We start from the raw sequence: 17,329 nt of genomic DNA on the forward strand, positions 1-17,329 counted from the left end.
GCGGGTGCGCCGCGTAGCGGCGGTCTACGGTCGATAGGGCAGAAGCTCGCTACGCTCGCCACCCACCCCAACCCCTCCCTGGAAGGGAGGGGCTATGTCTTGTTCCAACCCAACTCCGTCATCCCCACTCAGCGTGGCGGATGGAGGCCGGGGATATTGTCGATCGTGACCCAGCCCTGCACATAATTGGCATAATAGAGGCCGAACAGGACGGCCGAGAGCAGGGTTGCGCGCAGCATGACGCGACCGGGACGGAAGTTGCTGGGGGCGCTGTCCGCCTGGCCTTTCAGCAGTAGCTCGCCCGTCTCGTCGGGCGTGCGCAGGCCGAAGGGCAGGACGAGGAAGGCGCTGATCACCCAGAACAGCACATAGATGGCGAAGATGGCGTACCAGTTCATCCGGCCCGCCCGTTATTGCAGCGCATGCCTCTACCCTCTCCCGTCACAGCGGCGTTTCGCTCGCTATGACGATTCAATTTTGATCGGCCCGAGCCTAAAGGCTTCCGGCTGTCAACGAAAGCGCCGTTCGCGTTGCTCCCGCAGGATAGCGAACGGCGCTCTCTTATATCATGCGCGGATCAGCAGTACGTCGACGATCGGCTTCTTGCCGGTCCAGCGGGTCGCGGTGCGGCGCACGGCGAGGCGCAGGCGTTCGCGCAGGGCTTCCTGCTCCATCGATCCCTTGGCGACGGCCGCCGCCGCTTCCTCGGCCGCTTCGGCGAGGAAGGCGTCCTTGTCTTCCTCCACCGGCACGCCCTGGGTGCGCAGCACGGGTTCGCCGATCAGGCGGTTCTTCGCGTCGAGCGCCACGGCGACGCTGATCTGACCGTGCAGGCCGAGCTTGCGCCGTTCGTTCATGGTCGCGCCGTCGGCGGGCAGGATGACGTCGCCGTCGAGGACCAGACGGCCGGTATCCTCATGGCCGATGATCGTCGGCTTCCCCGGTGCCAGGCGCAGCAGGTCGCCGTTCGACTGGACCACGGCATCGGGGATGCCGGTGGCGAGGCCAAGCCGCGCCTGTTCCGCCATGTGGCGGCGCTCGCCATGAACCGGCAGCAGGATGGCGGGGCGGATCCAGCGATACATGGATTCCAGTTCCGGACGGCCCGGATGGCCCGAGACATGGACCTCGGCCTGGCGGTCGGTCACCATGATGATGCCCTTGGTCGCCAGCGCATTCTGGATGCGGCCGATCGCGATTTCATTGCCCGGAATCTGCTTGGACGAGAAGACGACGGTGTCGCCCTCGGCCAGCTTGATCGGGTGGCTGTCAAAGGCGATGCGCGAGAGCGCGGCGCGCGCCTCGCCCTGGCCGCCGGTGGCGATGAACATCACTTCCGAACGCGGCAGGTCCATCGCATCATCCCAGTCGACCAGCGGCGGGAAATCCTTGAGATAACCGGCGGCCTTGGCAGTGCTGATAATGCGGTCGAGCGAGCGGCCGGCGACGCACAGCTTGCGCCCGGTGGCGGCCGCGACCTCGCCCAGCGTCTGCACGCGCGCGGCGTTGGAGGCGAAGGTCGTGACCAGCACGCGGCCCTTCGCCGCTGCGACGGTCTGCATCAGGCCATCGCGCACCGTGCTTTCAGAACCCGATGGTTCTGGATTGAAGACATTGGTGCTGTCGCACACCAAGGCCAGCACGCCCTCGTCGCCGATCGCGGTCAGTTCCTCCGGGGTGGAGGGCTGGCCAAGCAGCGGGGCGGCGTCCAGCTTCCAGTCGCCGGTGTGGAAGATGCGGCCGTGCGGCGTATCGATCAGGACGGCATTGCCCTCCGGGATCGAGTGGGCCAGCGGCACATAACGGAAGCCGAACGGGCCGAGATTGAAGCTGCCCTCATTCTCGATGACGTGGAGCTTGACCTCCTTGGTCAGGCCCTCTTCCTCCAGCTTCAGGCGGATCAGGCCTGCAGTGAAGGGCGTGGCATAGAGCGGCACGCCCAGGTCCGCCGCGAGGTAGGGGATGGCGCCGATATGGTCTTCATGGCCATGGGTCAGCACGATGCCGAGTAGGTCGTCCTTGCGCTCCTCGATGAAGGCAAGGTCGGGCAGCACCAGCTCCACGCCGGGATAAAGCGGATCGGCAAAGGTCAGGCCGAGGTCCACCATGACCCATTTGCCCTGGCAACCATAAAGATTGACGTTCATGCCGATCTCGCCCGAGCCGCCGAGGGCCAGGAAGAGCAGCTCGTCCTTGGGTGTCATTCTGTCTGTAAACTCCGTTCGTACAGCAATGCGAGGCCCTGGATCGTCAGGTCGGGCGCGATCGCATCGAAAATATCGCTATTGTCATTGAAGAGGACAGCGAGTCCTCCGGTCGAAATCACTTTGGTCGGGCGGCCGATCTCGGCCCGCATCCGGGCGACCAGCCCCTCCATCATCGCCACATAGCCCCAGAAGACGCCGATCAGCATGGCGTCGGCCGTGGTCCGACCGATAACCGATCGGTTCTCTGGCGGGGCGATCGCGATGCGGGGCAGCTTGGCCGCGGCCGCCACCAGCGCATCGAGCGACAGGTTGATGCCCGGCGCGATGATGCCGCCCTTATAGGCGCCGCGATAGTCCACCACATCGAAAGTCGTCGCCGTGCCGAAATCGATGACGATCAGGTCGCCCTCATAAAGATGGTGGGCCGCGATCGCGTTTACAACCCGGTCGGCGCCGACCGAGGCCGGTTCCGCCACGTCCAGTTCGATGCCCCAGTCGACCGGCGACTGGCCGGCGACCAGCGCGGTCGTCTTGAAATATTTGTCGGCCAGCACCTGAAGATTATGCAGCGCGCGCGGCACGACCGTGGCGACGATCACCGCGTCGACATCGGCCATGGCATAGCCTTCCAGCATCAGCAGCTGGTTCAGCCACACGGCATATTCGTCGGCCGTGCGGCGCGGGTCGGTGGCGATGCGCCAGCGCGTCTTGATCTCACGCCCGTCGAGCAGCGCGAAAACGACATTGGTGTTGCCCGCGTCGATCGCGAGAAGCATGGCCGAACCCTCAGATGAGAAAGATATCGCCGGCATGAATGGCACGGGTATCGCCATTCGCCAAGCGCAGGATCAACATGCCCTGGCTGTCGAGCGTGCCGAAGCCACCCTCCACCACGTCGCCATCGGGCTGGACGACACGCATCGGCGTGCCGGTCGGATGGGCGTTGAGCAGCCAATGGGTGCGCACCGGATCAAGTCCCTGGGCACGCCAGATCGCCAGCCAATGGCCGAAAAGCTGGGCGAGCCGTTCCAGCAGCGCGGCGGCGTCCGCGCCCTGCCCGTCCGCGCCTTGCGCGACGAGGCTGGTCACCGGACGGTCGAGCCCTTCCGGGAAATGGGTGACATTGATGCCGATGCCGACCACCACGGCATCGCCGGTGCGTTCCAGCAGGATGCCGGCGATCTTCGCGCCGTCGACCAATATGTCATTGGGCCATTTGATCCGCGCCTGTCCGGCACAGAGCGGCGCGACCAGCGCATGGACGGCGTTCGCCGCGACCAGCGCCAGCGTGTGCGCCATCGGGTCGCCCGGCTGCAGCCGGATCAGGGTGGAGCAATAGAGATTGCCGACCGGACTTTCCCACGCCCGGCCCAAACGACCGCGGCCTCCGGACTGTCGCTTTGCGCGCAGCCAGAGGCCCTCGGTTTCACCCTGCTCCGCCAATGCCAGCATGTCGGCATTGGTGGAGCCGGTTTCTTCTACGGTGCGAAACTGCGTCAGAACAGCGAAGCCGCCGCAGCCGCGCTGGCCTTGTCCAGCAGCGGGTTGAGCAGATAACCGAAGACGATCACGATGGCGCAGGCAGCCATGATGATATTCTCGACCGCCCCGCCCTTCGCCTCATAGGGCGCGGCCGGTTCGTCGAAATAGATCGTCTTGATGATCTTGAGATAATAGAAGGCGCCGATCACCGACATGGCGATGCCGAAGGCGGCGAGCGCGGTCAGATTGGCGGCGACCGCGGCATCGAACACCAGGAACTTCGCCCAGAAGCCGAACAGCGGCGGGATACCGGCCATCGAGAACATGAAGATCGCGAAAGCGGCCGACAGGCCCTTGCGCGACTGCGACAGGCCGGCAAGGCTGGCGATCGTGTCGACCGGCTTGCCGTCGGCGGTGCGCATCTGGAGGATGCAGGCGAAGGCGCCGATGGTCATGACGACATAGATCGCCATGTAGCTCATCGTCGCGGCAACGCCGGCGGGCGTGCCGGCGGCGAGGCCGACCAGCGCGAAGCCGACATTGTTGATCGACGAATAGGCCATCAGACGCTTGAGGCTGGTCTGGCCGATCGCCGCGACTGCACCGAACAGGATCGAGGCGAGCGCAACGAAGATGATGATCTGCTGCCAGTCGAGGCCGGCCGGGCCAAGCGCTTCGATCGCGACGCGGACCATCAGGCCCATCGCGGCGACCTTGGGCGCGCTGCCGAAGAAGGCGGTGACCGGGGTCGGCGCGCCTTCATAGACGTCGGGCGTCCACATGTGGAACGGCACGGCGCTGATCTTGAAGGCGAGGCCCGCGAGCACGAAGACCAGGCCGAACAGCTCGCCCTTCGACACGCCGTCACCCATGGCAATGGCAATGCCGTCAAACGCGGTCGAACCGGTGAAGCCGTAGAGCAGCGAGATGCCGTAGAGCAGGATGCCGCTGGCCAGCGAACCGAGCACGAAATATTTGAGGCCCGCTTCCGACGACTTCTCGTCCTGGCGCATGAAGCTGGCCAGCACGTAGGATGCGAGGCTGTTCATTTCCAGGCCGACATAGAGCGTCAGCATGTCACCGGCCGAGACCATCATGCCCATGCCGATGGCGGCAAAGACGATCAGGACGGCATATTCGGGACGCAGCGCGCCGCCGGTGGCGAAGAAGCGCGGGGCCAGCAGGATGGCCGCACCGGCCGCGCCATAGATCAGCGCCTTGGCGTAGACCGAGAAGGCGTCGGCACGGACCAGGCCGTCGAACGCGACCGGGCCATGCGCCATCGAGGTGCAGAGGCTGAGGCCGGCGGCGAGCAGTGCCAGCACTGCCAGCCAGTTGACGGCATGGGTCGAGCGGTCACCACCGAAGGCGGCGATCAGCATCAGCACCAGGCCAGAGCCGGTGAGGATGAGTTCCGGCAGTACGGCCAGAAGGGAAGCGGTTTCGATCATTAGTGCGCCTCCCCGTGCGCAGCGGCTTCTTCATGATGGCCCTCGCCTACCGGCTTGGGCGCACCCATCTTGATCTGGGAATCTCCTGCGGGAGCCGCAGGGGCGAGACGCGCTTCGAGCGCGCGGATGTCGGGACGCATCGGGGCCAGGAAGCTTTCCGGATAGACGCCCATCCAGAGCACCGCCGCGGCAATCGGGGCGAGCAGCCAGATTTCACGCGCCGACAGGTCAGGCATGGCGGCGGCATCGGCGTTCACCTGATCGCCGTAGCAGATGCGGCGATAGAGGTAGAGCATATAGGCCGCACCCAGGATGATGCCGGTGGTGCAGATCAGTGCTGCCCAGGTCGAGACCTGATAGATGCCCATCAGCGACAGGAATTCACCGACGAAGTTGCTGGTGCCCGGCAGACCGACCGAAGCCATGGTGAAGAGCAGGAACAGCACGGCGTAGCGCGGCATGTTGATCGCGAGGCCGCCATAGCGGTTGATCTCACGGGTGTGCAGGCGGTCATAGATGACGCCGACACAGAGGAACAGCGCGCCCGAGACGAGGCCGTGGCCCAGCATGACCATCATCGCGCCTTCCAGGCCCGCCTGGTTGAAGGCGAACAGGCCGATGGTGACGATCGCCATGTGCGCGACCGACGAATAGGCGATCAGCTTCTTCATGTCCGACTGAACCAGCGCGATGAGGCTGGTATAGACGACGGCGACCATCGACAGGCCCCAGACCCAGGGCGCGAGCTGCGCCGAGGCTTCCGGGAACATCGGCAGCGAGAAGCGGATGAAGCCATAGCCACCCATCTTCAGCAGCACGCCTGCCAGGATGACCGAACCGGCGGTCGGCGCCTGAACGTGCGCGTCGGGCAACCAGGTATGGACCGGCCACATCGGCATCTTCACCGCGAAGCTGGCGAAGAAGGCGAGGAACAGCCAGATCTGGATCTTCGGATCGAAGTTGTAGGCCATCAGGTCGGGGATGCGGGTCGTGCCGGCCTCATGCACCATCCACATCATCGCGATCAGCATCAGGACCGAGCCGAGCAGCGTGTAGAGGAAGAATTTGTACGAGGCGTAGATACGGTTCGCACCACCCCAGATACCGATGATCAGATACATCGGGATCAGGCCGGCTTCGAACATGATGTAGAAGAGGTAGAGATCCTGCGCGGTGAAGACGCCGATCATCAGCACCTCCATGAACAGGAACGCCGCCATATATTCGCCGACGCGCTTGTTGATCGCGTTCCAGCTGGCGCCGATGCAGATCGGCATCAGGAACACGGTCAGCGCGATCAGCAGCAAGGCGATGCCGTCGATCCCGAGCGCCCACGCGAAGCGGCCGAAGATCGGCGCATATTCGGTGAACTGCCACTGGGCGCCTGCGCCCGACTGATCGAAGTTGACCCACAGGACGATGCCCAGGACCAGATCGACCAGCGTGGCGATCAGCGCAATCCAGCGCGCATTATTGGCGCCAGCGAAGAGGCAGGCGATGGCACCAGCCATCGGCACTGCCATCATCAGGGAGAGGATGGGGAAGCCGTCCATTATCGTGTCATCGCCCAGGTTGCAGCCGCGGCGAGGCCAATCAGCATCACCAGCGCATAGGTGTAGAGGTAGCCGGACTGAAGCCGACGGGTGATCTTGTTGCCCTGCACGACCAGAGCAGCCAGCCCGTTGGGGCCGAAGCGGTCGATGAAGCCGACGTCACCGAACTGCCAGAAGAAGCGGCCGATGGCGAAGGCGGGCTTGACGAACAGGAAGTTGTACAGCTCGTCAAAATACCACTTGTTGAGCAAGAACTGGTGCAGGGCGCCGAAGGTGGCGACAAAGCGCTGCGGCCAGTCGGTGTTCTTGATGTAGGCGAGCCAGGCAATGACCAGGCCGGTCAGCATCACGGTGAACGGACCGAACTTGACCCAGGTCGGCACTTCATGCGCGGCGTGCATCAGGTGGCTGTCGAACGCGAGCGCGCCCTTCCAGAACTCGATGCCCCCTTCCGGACCAATGAACTGGTCGTGGAAGACGAAGCCGGCGAACACGGCGCCCAGGCTGAGCACCAGCAGCGGGATCAGCATGACCAGGCCGCTTTCATGCGGATGGTAGCCACCGGTGCCGTCGCCAGCGTCATGGGCATGATGGTCATGGCCATGATCGGCGTGGGCGTGGGCATGATCGTCATGACCATGGCCCGCATGGGCGTGATCGTCATGGCCGTGGCCGTGATCGTCATGCCCATGGGCATCATGGAGCGCATGCTGGATATGCTCGGACTGGGTCCAGCGCGGCTTGCCGAAGAAGGTCAGGAAGACCAGGCGCCAGCTGTAGAAGCTGGTCAGCAGCGCGGCGAACACGCCGACATAATAGGCACCGATGCCCGCACCGCCCGACGCGAAGGCCGCTTCGAGAATGCCGTCCTTCGAATAGAAGCCGGCGAAACCGACGCCGACGAGCGGCAGGCCGACGCCCGTGATGGCGAGCGTGCCGAGCGTCATGGTCCAGAAGGTCACGGGGATCTTCTTACGCAGGCCGCCATAGTAGCGCATGTCCTGCTCATGGTGCATCGCATGGATGACCGAGCCGGCGCCCAGGAACAGCAACGCCTTGAAGAAGGCATGGGTGAAGAGGTGGAACATCGCCGCGCCATAGGCGCCGCAACCGGCCGCAAAGAACATGTAGCCCAGCTGCGAACAGGTCGAATAGGCGATGACGCGCTTGATATCGGTCTGCACGGTGCCGACGGTGGCGGCGAACAGACAGGTGGCGGCACCGACATAGGTGACCACGGTCAGCGCGGTCGGCGACATTTCGAACATCGGCGACAGACGGCAAACCATGAAGACGCCAGCGGTGACCATGGTGGCCGCGTGGATCAGCGCCGACACCGGGGTCGGGCCTTCCATCGCGTCGGGAAGCCAGGTGTGGAGGCCAAGCTGTGCCGACTTGCCCATCGCGCCGATGAACAGCAGCAGGCAGAGCACGGTCATGGTGTCAAAGCGGTGTCCCAGGAAGCCGATGGTCGAACCGGCCATCGACGGGGCCATTTCCAGGATTTCCGGGATCGAGATGGTATTGAACACCAGATAGGTGCCGAAAATGCCCATCATGAAGCCAAGGTCGCCGACGCGGTTGACGACGAACGCCTTGATCGCAGCCGCGTTTGCACTCGGCTTACGGAACCAGAAACCGATCAGCAGGTAGGAGGCCAGACCCACGCCTTCCCAACCGAAGAACATCTGCAGCAGATTGTTCGCGGTCACGAGCATCAGCATCGCGAAGGTGAAGAGCGAGAGATAGGCGAAGAAGCGCGGCTGATCCGGCTCTTCGTCCATATAGCCCCAGCTATAGAGGTGGACGAGGCTGGACACGCTGGTGATGACCACCAGCATGACCGCCGTCATGGTGTCGACCCGCAGCGCCCACTGGGCATCGAAGCTGCCGCTTTCGATCCAGGTGAAGACGGGCGCGACATAGGGTTCGGCGTGGCCGGTCAGGAAGCTGATGAAGATCGGCCAGGACATGGCGCAGGCTGCGAACAGCGCGCCGGTCGTGACGATCTTCGCCGGGATCTTGCCCAGGGCCTTGTTGCCAAGGCCGGCGATGGCTGCGGCGAGCAGCGGGAGAAGGACGATAAGCTGGATCATGGGATTTGGCTCAGCCCTTCATCCGGTTGACATCGTCGACGGCGATGGTGCCGCGACCACGGAAGTAAATGACGAGGATGGCGAGGCCGATGGCCGCTTCACCCGCCGCGACGGTCAGCACGAACATCGAGAAGACCTGGCCCACCAGATCGCCCAGGAAGGCGCTGAAGGCCACGAGGTTGATGTTCACGCTGAGGAGGATCAGCTCGATCGCCATCAGGATGATGATGACATTCTTGCGGTTGATGAAGATGCCGAGCACCCCCATCACGAAGAGGATGGCGCTGACCACCATATAATGTTGAAGGCCGATCACAGCTCCACCCCCTGCCCCACGGGCTGATTGATGTTGCGCACGGCGTCCTGCGGACGACGGCGGTTCTGCTTGGCAACATTCTGACCACGGACGCCGCCACGGGCACGATGGGTCAGCACGATGGCGCCGATCATCGCGACCAGCAGGACGATACCCGCCGCCTCGAACAGGAAGATGTAGCGGGTATAGAGAATGCCGCCGATCGCCTGGATGTTGGAAAGTTCCGGATTGGCCGGGGCCGCACGCTGCGCAAGCTCGATCGGACCGGCGCTCCACAGGCCGATGCCCAGGACGATTTCCGCCAGCAGCACCAGCGCGATCAGCAGGCCGAACGGCAGATAGCTGACGAAGCCGGCGCGCAGTTCGGCGAAGTCGATGTCGAGCATCATGACGACGAACAGGAACAGCACCGCGACCGCGCCGACATAGACGATGACAAGCAGCATCGCGATGAATTCGGCGCCGAGCAGGATCATCAGACCGGCAGCGTTGAAGAAGGCCAGGATCAGCCAGAGGACCGAGTGGACCGGGTTGCGCGACAATATCGTGAGCGCGCCGCTGCTCACCACCAGAATGGCGAACAGGTAAAAGGCGAGGACGTGGATCACAGGTTCATATTCCCTTTGACGCCGGCGGCTTAACGATAGGGGGCATCGGCAGCAAGATTGGCAGCGATGGCACGCTCCCACTTGTCACCGTTTTCCAGGAGCTTGGCCTTGTCGTAGATCAGCTCCTCGCGGGTTTCGGTCGCGAACTCGAAGTTCGGGCCCTCGACGATCGCATCGACCGGGCAGGCTTCCTGGCAGAAGCCGCAATAGATGCACTTGGTCATGTCGATGTCGTAGCGCGTGGTGCGGCGGCTGCCATCGTCGCGCGGCTGCGCCTCGATGGTGATCGCCTGCGCCGGACAAATGGCCTCGCACAGCTTGCACGCGATGCAGCGCTCTTCCCCGTTGGGATAGCGGCGCAGCGCATGTTCACCACGGAAACGCGGCGAAATCGGGTTCTTCTCGTACGGGTAGTTGATCGTCGCCTTGGGCTTGAAGAAATACTTCAAGGTCAGCCAGTGCGCCTTCACGAACTCCCAGAGGGTGAAGCTTTTGACGTAGTAACCGAGGCTCATTGTGCGCCTCCATAGCGCGTCAGCATGAGGAAGCCCGAAACCAGGAAGACGAAGAAGAGCGAGGTCGGCAGGAAGATCTTCCAGCCCAGCCGCATCAGCTGGTCATAACGGTAGCGGGGCACCGTCGCCTTCACCCAGGAGAAGACGAAGAAGAAGAAGGCGATCTTGAGCAGGAACCAGATGATGCCCGGCACCAGATACAGCGGCGCCCAGTCGAACGGCGGCAGATAGCCACCCCAGAACAGGATCGCGTTGAGGCCGCACATCAGGATGACGTTGGCATATTCGCCGAGCCAGAACAGGGCGAAGGCCATCGACGAATATTCGGTCTGGTAACCCGCGACCAGTTCGGATTCCGCTTCGGTCAGGTCGAACGGCGCGCGCGCCGTTTCCGCCATGGCCGAAATCAGGAACATGATCGCCATCGGGAACAGCAGCGGGTTGAAGCCGTTGCCGTTGAGGAAGCCATAATAGCCCTTCTGGCTTTCCACGATCGCCGACATGTTGAAGCTGCCGGCCCACAGCACGACGGTGATCAGGATGAAGCCGATCGAGACTTCATAGGAGATCATCTGCGCGCTGGCACGGATCGCGGAGTAGAAGGGATATTTGGAGTTGGACGCCCAGCCCGCCAGCACTACGCCATAGACGCCGAGCGACGAGATGGCGAGGATGTAGAGCAGGCCGACATTGACGTTCGACACCATCACGCCGACGCCGAAGGGGATGACGGCCCAGGCCATCAGCGCCACGGTGAAGGTGATGATCGGCGCGATCAGGAACAGCGCCTTGTTCGACGCCGAGGGAACGATGGTTTCCTGCAGGAAGACCTTGAGGCCGTCCGCGAAGGACTGAAGCAGGCCCAGCGGGCCGACGACGTTGGGACCACGGCGCAGCGCCATGGCCGCCCAGATCTTGCGGTCGGCATAGATGATCATGGCGACGGCCAGCATCAGCGGCAGTGCGATGACCAGAATGCCGATAATGGTCGAAAGCAGCCAGGCGCCCTCGAAAGGCAGGCCAAGGCCTTGGAAGAAAGCGGTCACTCTGCGGCCTCCGCGAAGCTTTCACCATGGATCAGCTCGGCCGAGCATTGCTGCATCGTCGGGCTGGCGCGGCAGATCGCGTTGGTGAGGTAGAAATCCTTGATCGGCGAACCCAGCTCGCCGGTCGCACCGGTCGGCAGCGACGGGACCGACCAGCCATAGTCGGCGATACCCTCGACGCCGAGCGCGGGAACCGCCTTGACCATTTCGGCGCGCAGCGCGTCGAAGCTGTCGAACGGCAGCTTGGCACCCAGCGCTTCCGACAGGGCGCGCAGGATCGACCAGTCTTCGCGGGCGTCGCCCGGCGCGAACACAGCCTTTTCACCGAACTGCACCCGGCCTTCCAGGTTGACGTAGGTGCCGGCCTTTTCGGCATAGCTTGCGCCCGGCAGGATCACGTCCGCCGCATGGGCGCCCTGATCGCCATGATGGCCGACATAGACCTTGAAGCTGCCCTCGAAGGCCGAATAGTCGACCTCGTCGGCGCCGAGCGAGAAGAGCAGCTTGGGCGCGGCAGTGGCCACGGCCTTGATGCCGCCCTTGGTCGCATAGCCCAGCATCAGGCCGCCCATGCGGGCCGCCGCGAAGTGCAGGACATTATAGCCGTTCCAGCCGTCCTTGATCAGGCCCAGCGTCTCGACCAGCGCCAGCGTGTCGCCATGCGCGCCGTCCTTGGCCAGCACGCCGCCACCGACGATCATCGCCGGACGGGCAGCGCCCTTGAAGGCTTCGACCACGGCGTCCGGCAGCTTGGCCAGCAGCGACGCGTCATTGCCCAGCCATTCGACCTTGTAGGTAAGGTCGAATTCGGGACCAACGGCGAAGACCTTCGCGCCCTTCTTGATCGCCTTGCGGATGCGGGTGTTCACCAGCGGCGCTTCCCAGCGCAGGTTGGTGCCGACCAGCAGGATGACGTCCGCGGTTTCGAGATCGGCGAGCGGCGTGTTGAACACCACCGACGACAGGCTCGACACATCGTAGGACAGGCCGGTCTGGCGGCCTTCCAGCAGCGAACCGCCGAGCTTTTCGACCAGCGCCTTGCCGGCGAACATGGTTTCGCAATCGAGCAGGTCGCCGGCGATCGCCGCGACGCTGCCGCCATGCTGGACAGCGGCGACGGCGGCGAAAGCTTCCGCCCAGGTCGCCGGAACCAGCTTGCCATCCTTGCGCACGAACGGCTTGTCGAGGCGCTTGCGGACCAGACCGTCGACATTGTGCCGGGTCTTGTCCGACGCCCACTCTTCGTTCACGTCGTCGTTGATGCGCGGCACGGCGCGCAGCACCTGACGGCCACGGCTGTCGAGGCGGATGTTGGTGCCGACCGCGTCCATCACGTCGATCGCATGGGTCTTCTTGAGTTCCCACGGACGCGCTTCGAATGCGTAGGGCTTCGACGTCAGAGCGCCGACCGGGCAGAGGTCGACCACGTTGCCCGACAGCTCGCTCTTGGCGGCATGTTCGAGATAAGTGGTGATCTGCATATTCTCACCGCGATAGATCGCGCCGATTTCCGGCACGCCCGCGACTTCTTCCGCAAAGCGCACGCAACGGGTGCACTGGATGCAGCGGGTCATGACCGTCTTGACGATCGGACCCATATTCTTCTCGGTGACGGCGCGCTTGTTTTCGTCATAGCGCGACGAGCCGCGGCCATAGGCCACCGACTGGTCCTGAAGATCGCACTCGCCGCCCTGGTCGCAGATCGGGCAATCCAGCGGGTGGTTGATGAGCAGGAACTCCATCACCCCTTCGCGGGCCTTCTTGACCATTTCGCTGTCGGTGCGGATTTCCTGGCCTTCCGTGGCCGGAAGCGCGCACGAAGCCTGCGGCTTGGGCGGTCCAGGCTTCACCTCGACCAGGCACATGCGGCAATTGCCGGCGATGGAAAGGCGCTCATGATAGCAGAAACGGGGGATTTCCTTCCCCGCCTGCTCGCAAGCCTGGAGGACTGTGGCGCCCGCCGGGACTTCGAGTTCTACGCCGTCTACTTTGACCTTCGGCATGGTTACTCCGCTGCCTCCATGACGGGGGCACTACCCTTGTTCTCGTTGATCCGGCGCTCGATTTCCGGACGGAAGTGCCGGATCAGCCCCTGGATCGGCCATGCCGCCGCGTCGCCGAGCGCGCAGATGGTGTGGCCTTCAACCTGCTTGGTCACCTGGAACAGCATGTCGATTTCGCTCTGGTCGGCGTCGCCGGTGCGCAGACGCTCCATGACGCGCCACATCCAGCCGGTGCCTTCGCGGCACGGCGTGCACTGGCCGCAGCTCTCATGCTTGTAGAAGTAGGAGAGACGCGAAATGGCGCGGACGATGTCGGTCGACTTGTCCATGACGATGACGGCGGCGGTGCCAAGGCCGGAGCCCAGCGCACGCAGGCCGTCGAAATCCATCGGCGCGTCCATGATCTCCTTTGCGGGAACCAGAGGCACCGACGAACCGCCGGGGATGACCGCGAGCAGATTGTCCCAACCGCCACGAATGCCGCCGCAATGGCGGTCGATCAACTCGCGGAACGGGATCGACATCGATTCCTCGACGACGCACGGCTTGTTCACATGGCCGCTGATCTGGAACAGCTTCGTGCCGCGGTTATTCTCGCGACCGAAGCCGTTGAACCAGGCCGCGCCGCGACGCAGGATCGTCGGCGCAACCGCGATCGATTCCACATTGTTCACAGTGGTCGGGCAGCCATAGAGACCTGCGCCCGCCGGGAAAGGCGGCTTCAGGCGGGGCTGGCCCTTCTTGCCTTCGATGCTTTCGATCTGCGCGGTTTCCTCGCCGCAGATGTAGGCGCCCGCGCCGCGATGGACGAAGACGTCGAAATCATAGCCCGAACCGCAGGCATTCTTGCCGATGAAGCCCTTTTCATAGGCCTGTTCGACGGCGGCGAAGAGCACCTTCGCCTCATAGATGAACTCGCCGCGAATATAGATGTAGGCGGCACGCGCCCGCATCGCGAAACCGGCGATCAGCGCGCCCTCGATCAGCTTGTGCGGATCGTGGCGAATGATTTCGCGGTCCTTGCACGAACCCGGTTCGGATTCGTCGGCGTTGATGACCAGGAAGCTGGGACGGCCGTCCTTGCTTTCCTTGGGCATGAAGCTCCACTTCATGCCGGTCGGGAAGCCGGCGCCGCCACGGCCGCGCAGGTTCGACGCCTTGATGGTGTCGATGATCGCGTCCTGGCCGATTTCCATCAGCTTCTTGGTATTGTCCCAATCGCCACGCTTCATCGCGGCGTCGACGCCCCAATCCTGGAAGCCGTGGACGTTGGTGAAGATGCGGTCCTTGTCGGACAGCGGCCCGACGAAGGGGGCCGGAGTCGGAGCTGCTGCGGGTGCATCGGTCATGCCGTCGCTCCTTCGTTCCATTGACCGCGATAGTCGTGATTTTCGCCGACCATCTCCTTGAGGGTGGTCGGGCCACCTTCCGGCGCGCTGGTCTGACGATCGATCTGCGGGCCGATCTTGGGCTGGCCGCCGGCGGCCAGCGTTTCCAGGATGGCGATGGTGCTGTCGTAGGTCAGATCTTCGAAATTATCGTCGTTGATCTGGACCATCGGCGCGTTGGCGCAGGCCCCAAGGCATTCGACCTCATTGAGGGTGAACAGGCCGTCGGGGGTCGTGCCGCCCTTGACCAGGCCCTTGTTCTTGCACGCGGCGAAGACATCGTCCGACCCGCGCAGCATGCACGGCGTCGTGCCGCAGACCTGCACATGATAGCGGCCGACCGGCGCCAGATTGTACATGGTGTAGAAGGTCGCGACCTCATAGACGCGCATGTACGGCATATCGAGCTGGCGCCCGATATATTCCATGACCGGAACCGGCAGCCAGCCATTGGTCTGCGTTTCCGCACCGACCTGACGCTGGGCCAGGTCGAGCAGCGGCATCACCGCCGACTGCTGGCGACCGGCGGGATAGCGCGCGATGACCTTCTTGGCCTGCTCGGCATTTTCGGGCGTCCACTCGAACGCGCCCCAGCGCGCGCGGGTTTCGGCCTCATCGGGGATATGAACTGCGTCAGCCATTATCGGTCACATTCTCCGAACACGATGTCCATCGCGCCCAGTACAGCGGTTGTATCGGCCAGCATGTGGCCCTTCATCATGAAGTCCATCGCCTGCAGATGGCTGAAGGCGGTCGGGCGGATCTTGCAGCGATAGGGCTTGTTGGAGCCGTCGCTGACCAGATAGACGCCGAATTCGCCCTTGGGGCTTTCGGTCGCCACATAGACTTCGCCCGCGGGGACGTGGAAGCCCTCGGTATAGAGCTTGAAGTGGTGGATCAGCGCTTCCATCGACTTCTTCATCTCGCCGCGCTTGGGCGGGGAGACCTTGCGGTCGAAGCTGGCGATCGGCCCTTCGGGCATCTCGTTGAGGCACTGCTTCATGATGCGCGCGGACTGGCGCACTTCCTCGACGCGGACCATGAAACGGTCATAGCAGTCGAACGCAGTGCCGACCGGAACGTCGAAGTCCATGCGGTCATAGACGTCGTAGGGCTGCGCCTTGCGGATGTCCCAGGCGATGCCCGAGCCACGCAGCATCGGGCCGGAGAAGCCCCACTTCAGCGCGTCTTCCTTGCTGACGATCGAAATGTCGACATTGCGCTGCTTGAAGATGCGGTTGTCGACGACCAGGCTCATCGCGTCCTCGAACAGGCGCGGCAGACGGGTGTCGAGCCAGTCGGCGATGTCGGTCAGCAGCTTGAGCGGCACGTCCTGATGCACGCCGCCCGGCCGGAAATAGGCCGAGTGCATGCGGGCGCCCGACGCGCGCTCGAAGAAGTTGAGGCAGTCCTCGCGAATTTCGAACAGCCACAGGTTCGGCGTCATCGCGCCGACGTCCATGACGTGCGAACCCAGGTTCAGCATGTGATTGCAGATGCGGGTCAGTTCCGCGAAGAACACGCGCAGATATTGCGCGCGCAGCGGCACTTCCAGGTTCAGCAGCTTTTCGACCGCCAGGACATAGCTATGCTCCATGCCGAGCGGCGAACAATAGTCCAGCCGGTCGAAATAGGGCAGCGCCTGCATATAGGTTTTGTGCTCGATCAGCTTTTCGGTGCCGCGATGCAGCAGGCCGACATGCGGGTCGCAGCGCTCGACGATTTCGCCGTCCAGTTCCATGACCAGACGCAGAACGCCGTGCGCCGCAGGGTGCTGCGGACCGAAGTTGATCGTGTAGTTCTGGATTTCCGTGTCACCATAGGCCGGGTCGGCCGCATCGGTGACATGATCCATCTTTTCGAGATAGTCGGACATCAGGCCTTACCTTCGGGCTTGGCAGCCCCCTTGCCTTCATCGGTTTCGGCGGCGGGCTTGGCCGGCGCGTCGGCCGACTTTTCCTCGGCCTTCTTGTTGGCGGCATCGCCAGCACCGGTGTCGGCCTTGCTTTCCGTCGCCTTGGGCGTGGGTGCGGCTGCGGGCGCAGCAGCAGGTGCTGCGGCCTTTTCGTCACCCGGCAGCACGTACTGCGCGCCTTCCCAGGGCGACATGAAGTCGAAGCTGCGGAAGTCCTGGGCCAGCTTCACCGGCTCATAGACGACGCGCTTGTCTTCTTCGGAATAGCGCAGCTCGACATAGCCGGTCAGCGGGAAGTCCTTGCGCTGCGGATGCCCCTTGAAGCCATAATCGGTCAGGATGCGACGCAGGTCGGTATTGCCGTCGAAGATGACGCCATACATGTCGAACACTTCGCGCTCCAGCCAGCCGGCGACCGGCCAGAGGTGCGTGACGGTCGGCACCGGCGTATCCTCGTCGGTCGATACCTTCACGCGAACGCGATGGTTCCGCGTGACGCTCAGCAGATGGTAGCAGACCTCGAACCGGTCCGGACGCTCCGGATAGTCGACGCCGGCGATTTCCATCAGCTGCTGATAATGGCCCATGTCGCGCAGCGCGACCATGGCGTTGGCCAAATCCTCGCGCACGACGGTAAAGCTCAGTTCGTCGGCATGGTCGACGGTTTCGACCAGCATCGAACCCAGCAGGGCGGCGATTTCCTCGGCAATCCCCTCGGGGTTCACGATCTTGGGTGCAGAATGGCCCAT

The 17,329-nt window shown here is 63.7% G+C and carries 16 protein-coding genes; all 16 read right to left on the reverse strand.

What is annotated here, in order from left to right; genetic code table 11:
* Positions 1 to 128 precede the first annotated feature (128 nt).
* Entirely contained in the window at positions 129 to 398 is a 270-nt protein-coding gene (locus A0U87_RS08670; protein WP_007714730.1) for a DUF1467 family protein, read from the reverse strand.
* Positions 399 to 566: 168 nt separating this feature from the next.
* Positions 567 to 2,204, reverse strand: a complete 1,638-nt coding sequence (locus A0U87_RS08675; RefSeq protein ID WP_037507521.1) for a ribonuclease J — start codon at positions 2,202 to 2,204, stop codon at positions 567 to 569.
* A complete protein-coding gene (locus tag A0U87_RS08680; RefSeq protein WP_037507523.1) occupies positions 2,201 to 2,983 on the reverse strand; it encodes a type III pantothenate kinase in 783 nt (260 codons plus the stop codon). The genes A0U87_RS08675 and A0U87_RS08680 overlap by 4 nt, the downstream gene beginning before the upstream one ends.
* A 10-nt stretch (positions 2,984 to 2,993) precedes the next feature.
* On the reverse strand, positions 2,994 to 3,707 hold the full coding sequence (locus A0U87_RS08685; RefSeq protein WP_080993553.1) for a biotin--[acetyl-CoA-carboxylase] ligase: 714 nt from the start codon (positions 3,705 to 3,707) through the stop codon (positions 2,994 to 2,996).
* Positions 3,704 to 5,140, reverse strand: a complete 1,437-nt coding sequence (nuoN, locus tag A0U87_RS08690) for an NADH-quinone oxidoreductase subunit NuoN (protein WP_048937332.1) — start codon at positions 5,138 to 5,140, stop codon at positions 3,704 to 3,706. Before nuoN ends, A0U87_RS08685 begins: the two co-directional genes overlap by 4 nt.
* A complete protein-coding gene (locus A0U87_RS08695) occupies positions 5,140 to 6,693 on the reverse strand; it encodes an NADH-quinone oxidoreductase subunit M (protein WP_007714750.1) in 1,554 nt (517 codons plus the stop codon). The genes nuoN and A0U87_RS08695 overlap by 1 nt, the downstream gene beginning before the upstream one ends.
* Positions 6,693 to 8,789 (reverse strand): NADH-quinone oxidoreductase subunit L, encoded by a 2,097-nt coding sequence (gene nuoL / locus A0U87_RS08700; protein ID WP_017501780.1) that lies wholly within the window; start codon positions 8,787 to 8,789, stop codon positions 6,693 to 6,695. Before nuoL ends, A0U87_RS08695 begins: the two co-directional genes overlap by 1 nt.
* A 10-nt stretch (positions 8,790 to 8,799) precedes the next feature.
* Positions 8,800 to 9,105 carry an NADH-quinone oxidoreductase subunit NuoK gene (gene nuoK, locus A0U87_RS08705; protein WP_004211745.1) on the reverse strand — a complete coding sequence of 102 codons (306 nt, stop codon included), beginning with the start codon at positions 9,103 to 9,105 and terminating at the stop codon, positions 8,800 to 8,802.
* Entirely contained in the window at positions 9,102 to 9,713 is a 612-nt protein-coding gene (locus A0U87_RS08710; RefSeq protein ID WP_004211740.1) for an NADH-quinone oxidoreductase subunit J, read from the reverse strand. Before A0U87_RS08710 ends, nuoK begins: the two co-directional genes overlap by 4 nt.
* A 29-nt stretch (positions 9,714 to 9,742) precedes the next feature.
* Positions 9,743 to 10,228 (reverse strand): NADH-quinone oxidoreductase subunit NuoI, encoded by a 486-nt coding sequence (gene nuoI, locus A0U87_RS08715; protein WP_004211738.1) that lies wholly within the window; start codon positions 10,226 to 10,228, stop codon positions 9,743 to 9,745.
* A complete protein-coding gene (gene nuoH, locus A0U87_RS08720; RefSeq protein ID WP_017501781.1) occupies positions 10,225 to 11,274 on the reverse strand; it encodes an NADH-quinone oxidoreductase subunit NuoH in 1,050 nt (349 codons plus the stop codon). Before nuoH ends, nuoI begins: the two co-directional genes overlap by 4 nt.
* Positions 11,271 to 13,277 (reverse strand): NADH-quinone oxidoreductase subunit NuoG, encoded by a 2,007-nt coding sequence (gene nuoG / locus A0U87_RS08725; RefSeq protein WP_137405444.1) that lies wholly within the window; start codon positions 13,275 to 13,277, stop codon positions 11,271 to 11,273. The genes nuoH and nuoG overlap by 4 nt, the downstream gene beginning before the upstream one ends.
* A gap of 2 nt (positions 13,278 to 13,279) precedes the next feature.
* Positions 13,280 to 14,626, reverse strand: coding sequence for an NADH-quinone oxidoreductase subunit NuoF (gene nuoF, locus A0U87_RS08730; protein WP_017501783.1), 1,347 nt, complete (start codon positions 14,624 to 14,626; stop codon positions 13,280 to 13,282).
* Positions 14,623 to 15,306: an NAD(P)H-dependent oxidoreductase subunit E gene (locus tag A0U87_RS08735; protein WP_004211734.1), complete on the reverse strand. Its 684-nt coding sequence runs from the start codon at positions 15,304 to 15,306 to the stop codon at positions 14,623 to 14,625. Before A0U87_RS08735 ends, nuoF begins: the two co-directional genes overlap by 4 nt.
* Positions 15,306 to 16,541 carry an NADH-quinone oxidoreductase subunit D gene (locus A0U87_RS08740; protein ID WP_048937334.1) on the reverse strand — a complete coding sequence of 412 codons (1,236 nt, stop codon included), beginning with the start codon at positions 16,539 to 16,541 and terminating at the stop codon, positions 15,306 to 15,308. The genes A0U87_RS08735 and A0U87_RS08740 overlap by 1 nt, the downstream gene beginning before the upstream one ends.
* Positions 16,541 to 17,329, reverse strand: coding sequence for an NADH-quinone oxidoreductase subunit C (locus A0U87_RS08745; protein ID WP_048937335.1), 789 nt, complete (start codon positions 17,327 to 17,329; stop codon positions 16,541 to 16,543). Before A0U87_RS08745 ends, A0U87_RS08740 begins: the two co-directional genes overlap by 1 nt.

It is taken from the genome of Sphingobium sp. MP9-4 (genome assembly GCF_005281675.1).
Classification (GTDB): Bacteria; Pseudomonadota; Alphaproteobacteria; order Sphingomonadales; family Sphingomonadaceae; genus Sphingobium; species Sphingobium yanoikuyae.

Bases quoted from the DNA above. Each gene is read 5' to 3' on its own strand.
- A0U87_RS08670 (WP_007714730.1), bottom strand. From the start codon at position 398: ATGAACTGGTACGCCATCTTCGCCATCTATGTGCTGTTCTGGGTGATC.
- nuoL (WP_017501780.1), bottom strand. From the start codon at position 8,789: ATGATCCAGCTTATCGTCCTTCTCCCGCTGCTCGCCGCAGCCATCGCC.
- A0U87_RS08740 (WP_048937334.1), bottom strand. From the start codon at position 16,541: ATGTCCGACTATCTCGAAAAGATGGATCATGTCACCGATGCGGCCGAC.
- nuoF (WP_017501783.1), bottom strand. From the start codon at position 14,626: ATGACCGATGCACCCGCAGCAGCTCCGACTCCGGCCCCCTTCGTCGGG.
- A0U87_RS08695 (WP_007714750.1), bottom strand. From the start codon at position 6,693: ATGGACGGCTTCCCCATCCTCTCCCTGATGATGGCAGTGCCGATGGCT.
- nuoG (WP_137405444.1), bottom strand. From the start codon at position 13,277: ATGCCGAAGGTCAAAGTAGACGGCGTAGAACTCGAAGTCCCGGCGGGC.
- nuoI (WP_004211738.1), bottom strand. From the start codon at position 10,228: ATGAGCCTCGGTTACTACGTCAAAAGCTTCACCCTCTGGGAGTTCGTG.
- A0U87_RS08735 (WP_004211734.1), bottom strand. From the start codon at position 15,306: ATGGCTGACGCAGTTCATATCCCCGATGAGGCCGAAACCCGCGCGCGC.
- A0U87_RS08680 (WP_037507523.1), bottom strand. From the start codon at position 2,983: ATGCTTCTCGCGATCGACGCGGGCAACACCAATGTCGTTTTCGCGCTG.
- A0U87_RS08745 (WP_048937335.1), bottom strand. From the start codon at position 17,329: ATGGGCCATTCTGCACCCAAGATCGTGAACCCCGAGGGGATTGCCGAG.
- nuoN (WP_048937332.1), bottom strand. From the start codon at position 5,140: ATGATCGAAACCGCTTCCCTTCTGGCCGTACTGCCGGAACTCATCCTC.
- A0U87_RS08675 (WP_037507521.1), bottom strand. From the start codon at position 2,204: ATGACACCCAAGGACGAGCTGCTCTTCCTGGCCCTCGGCGGCTCGGGC.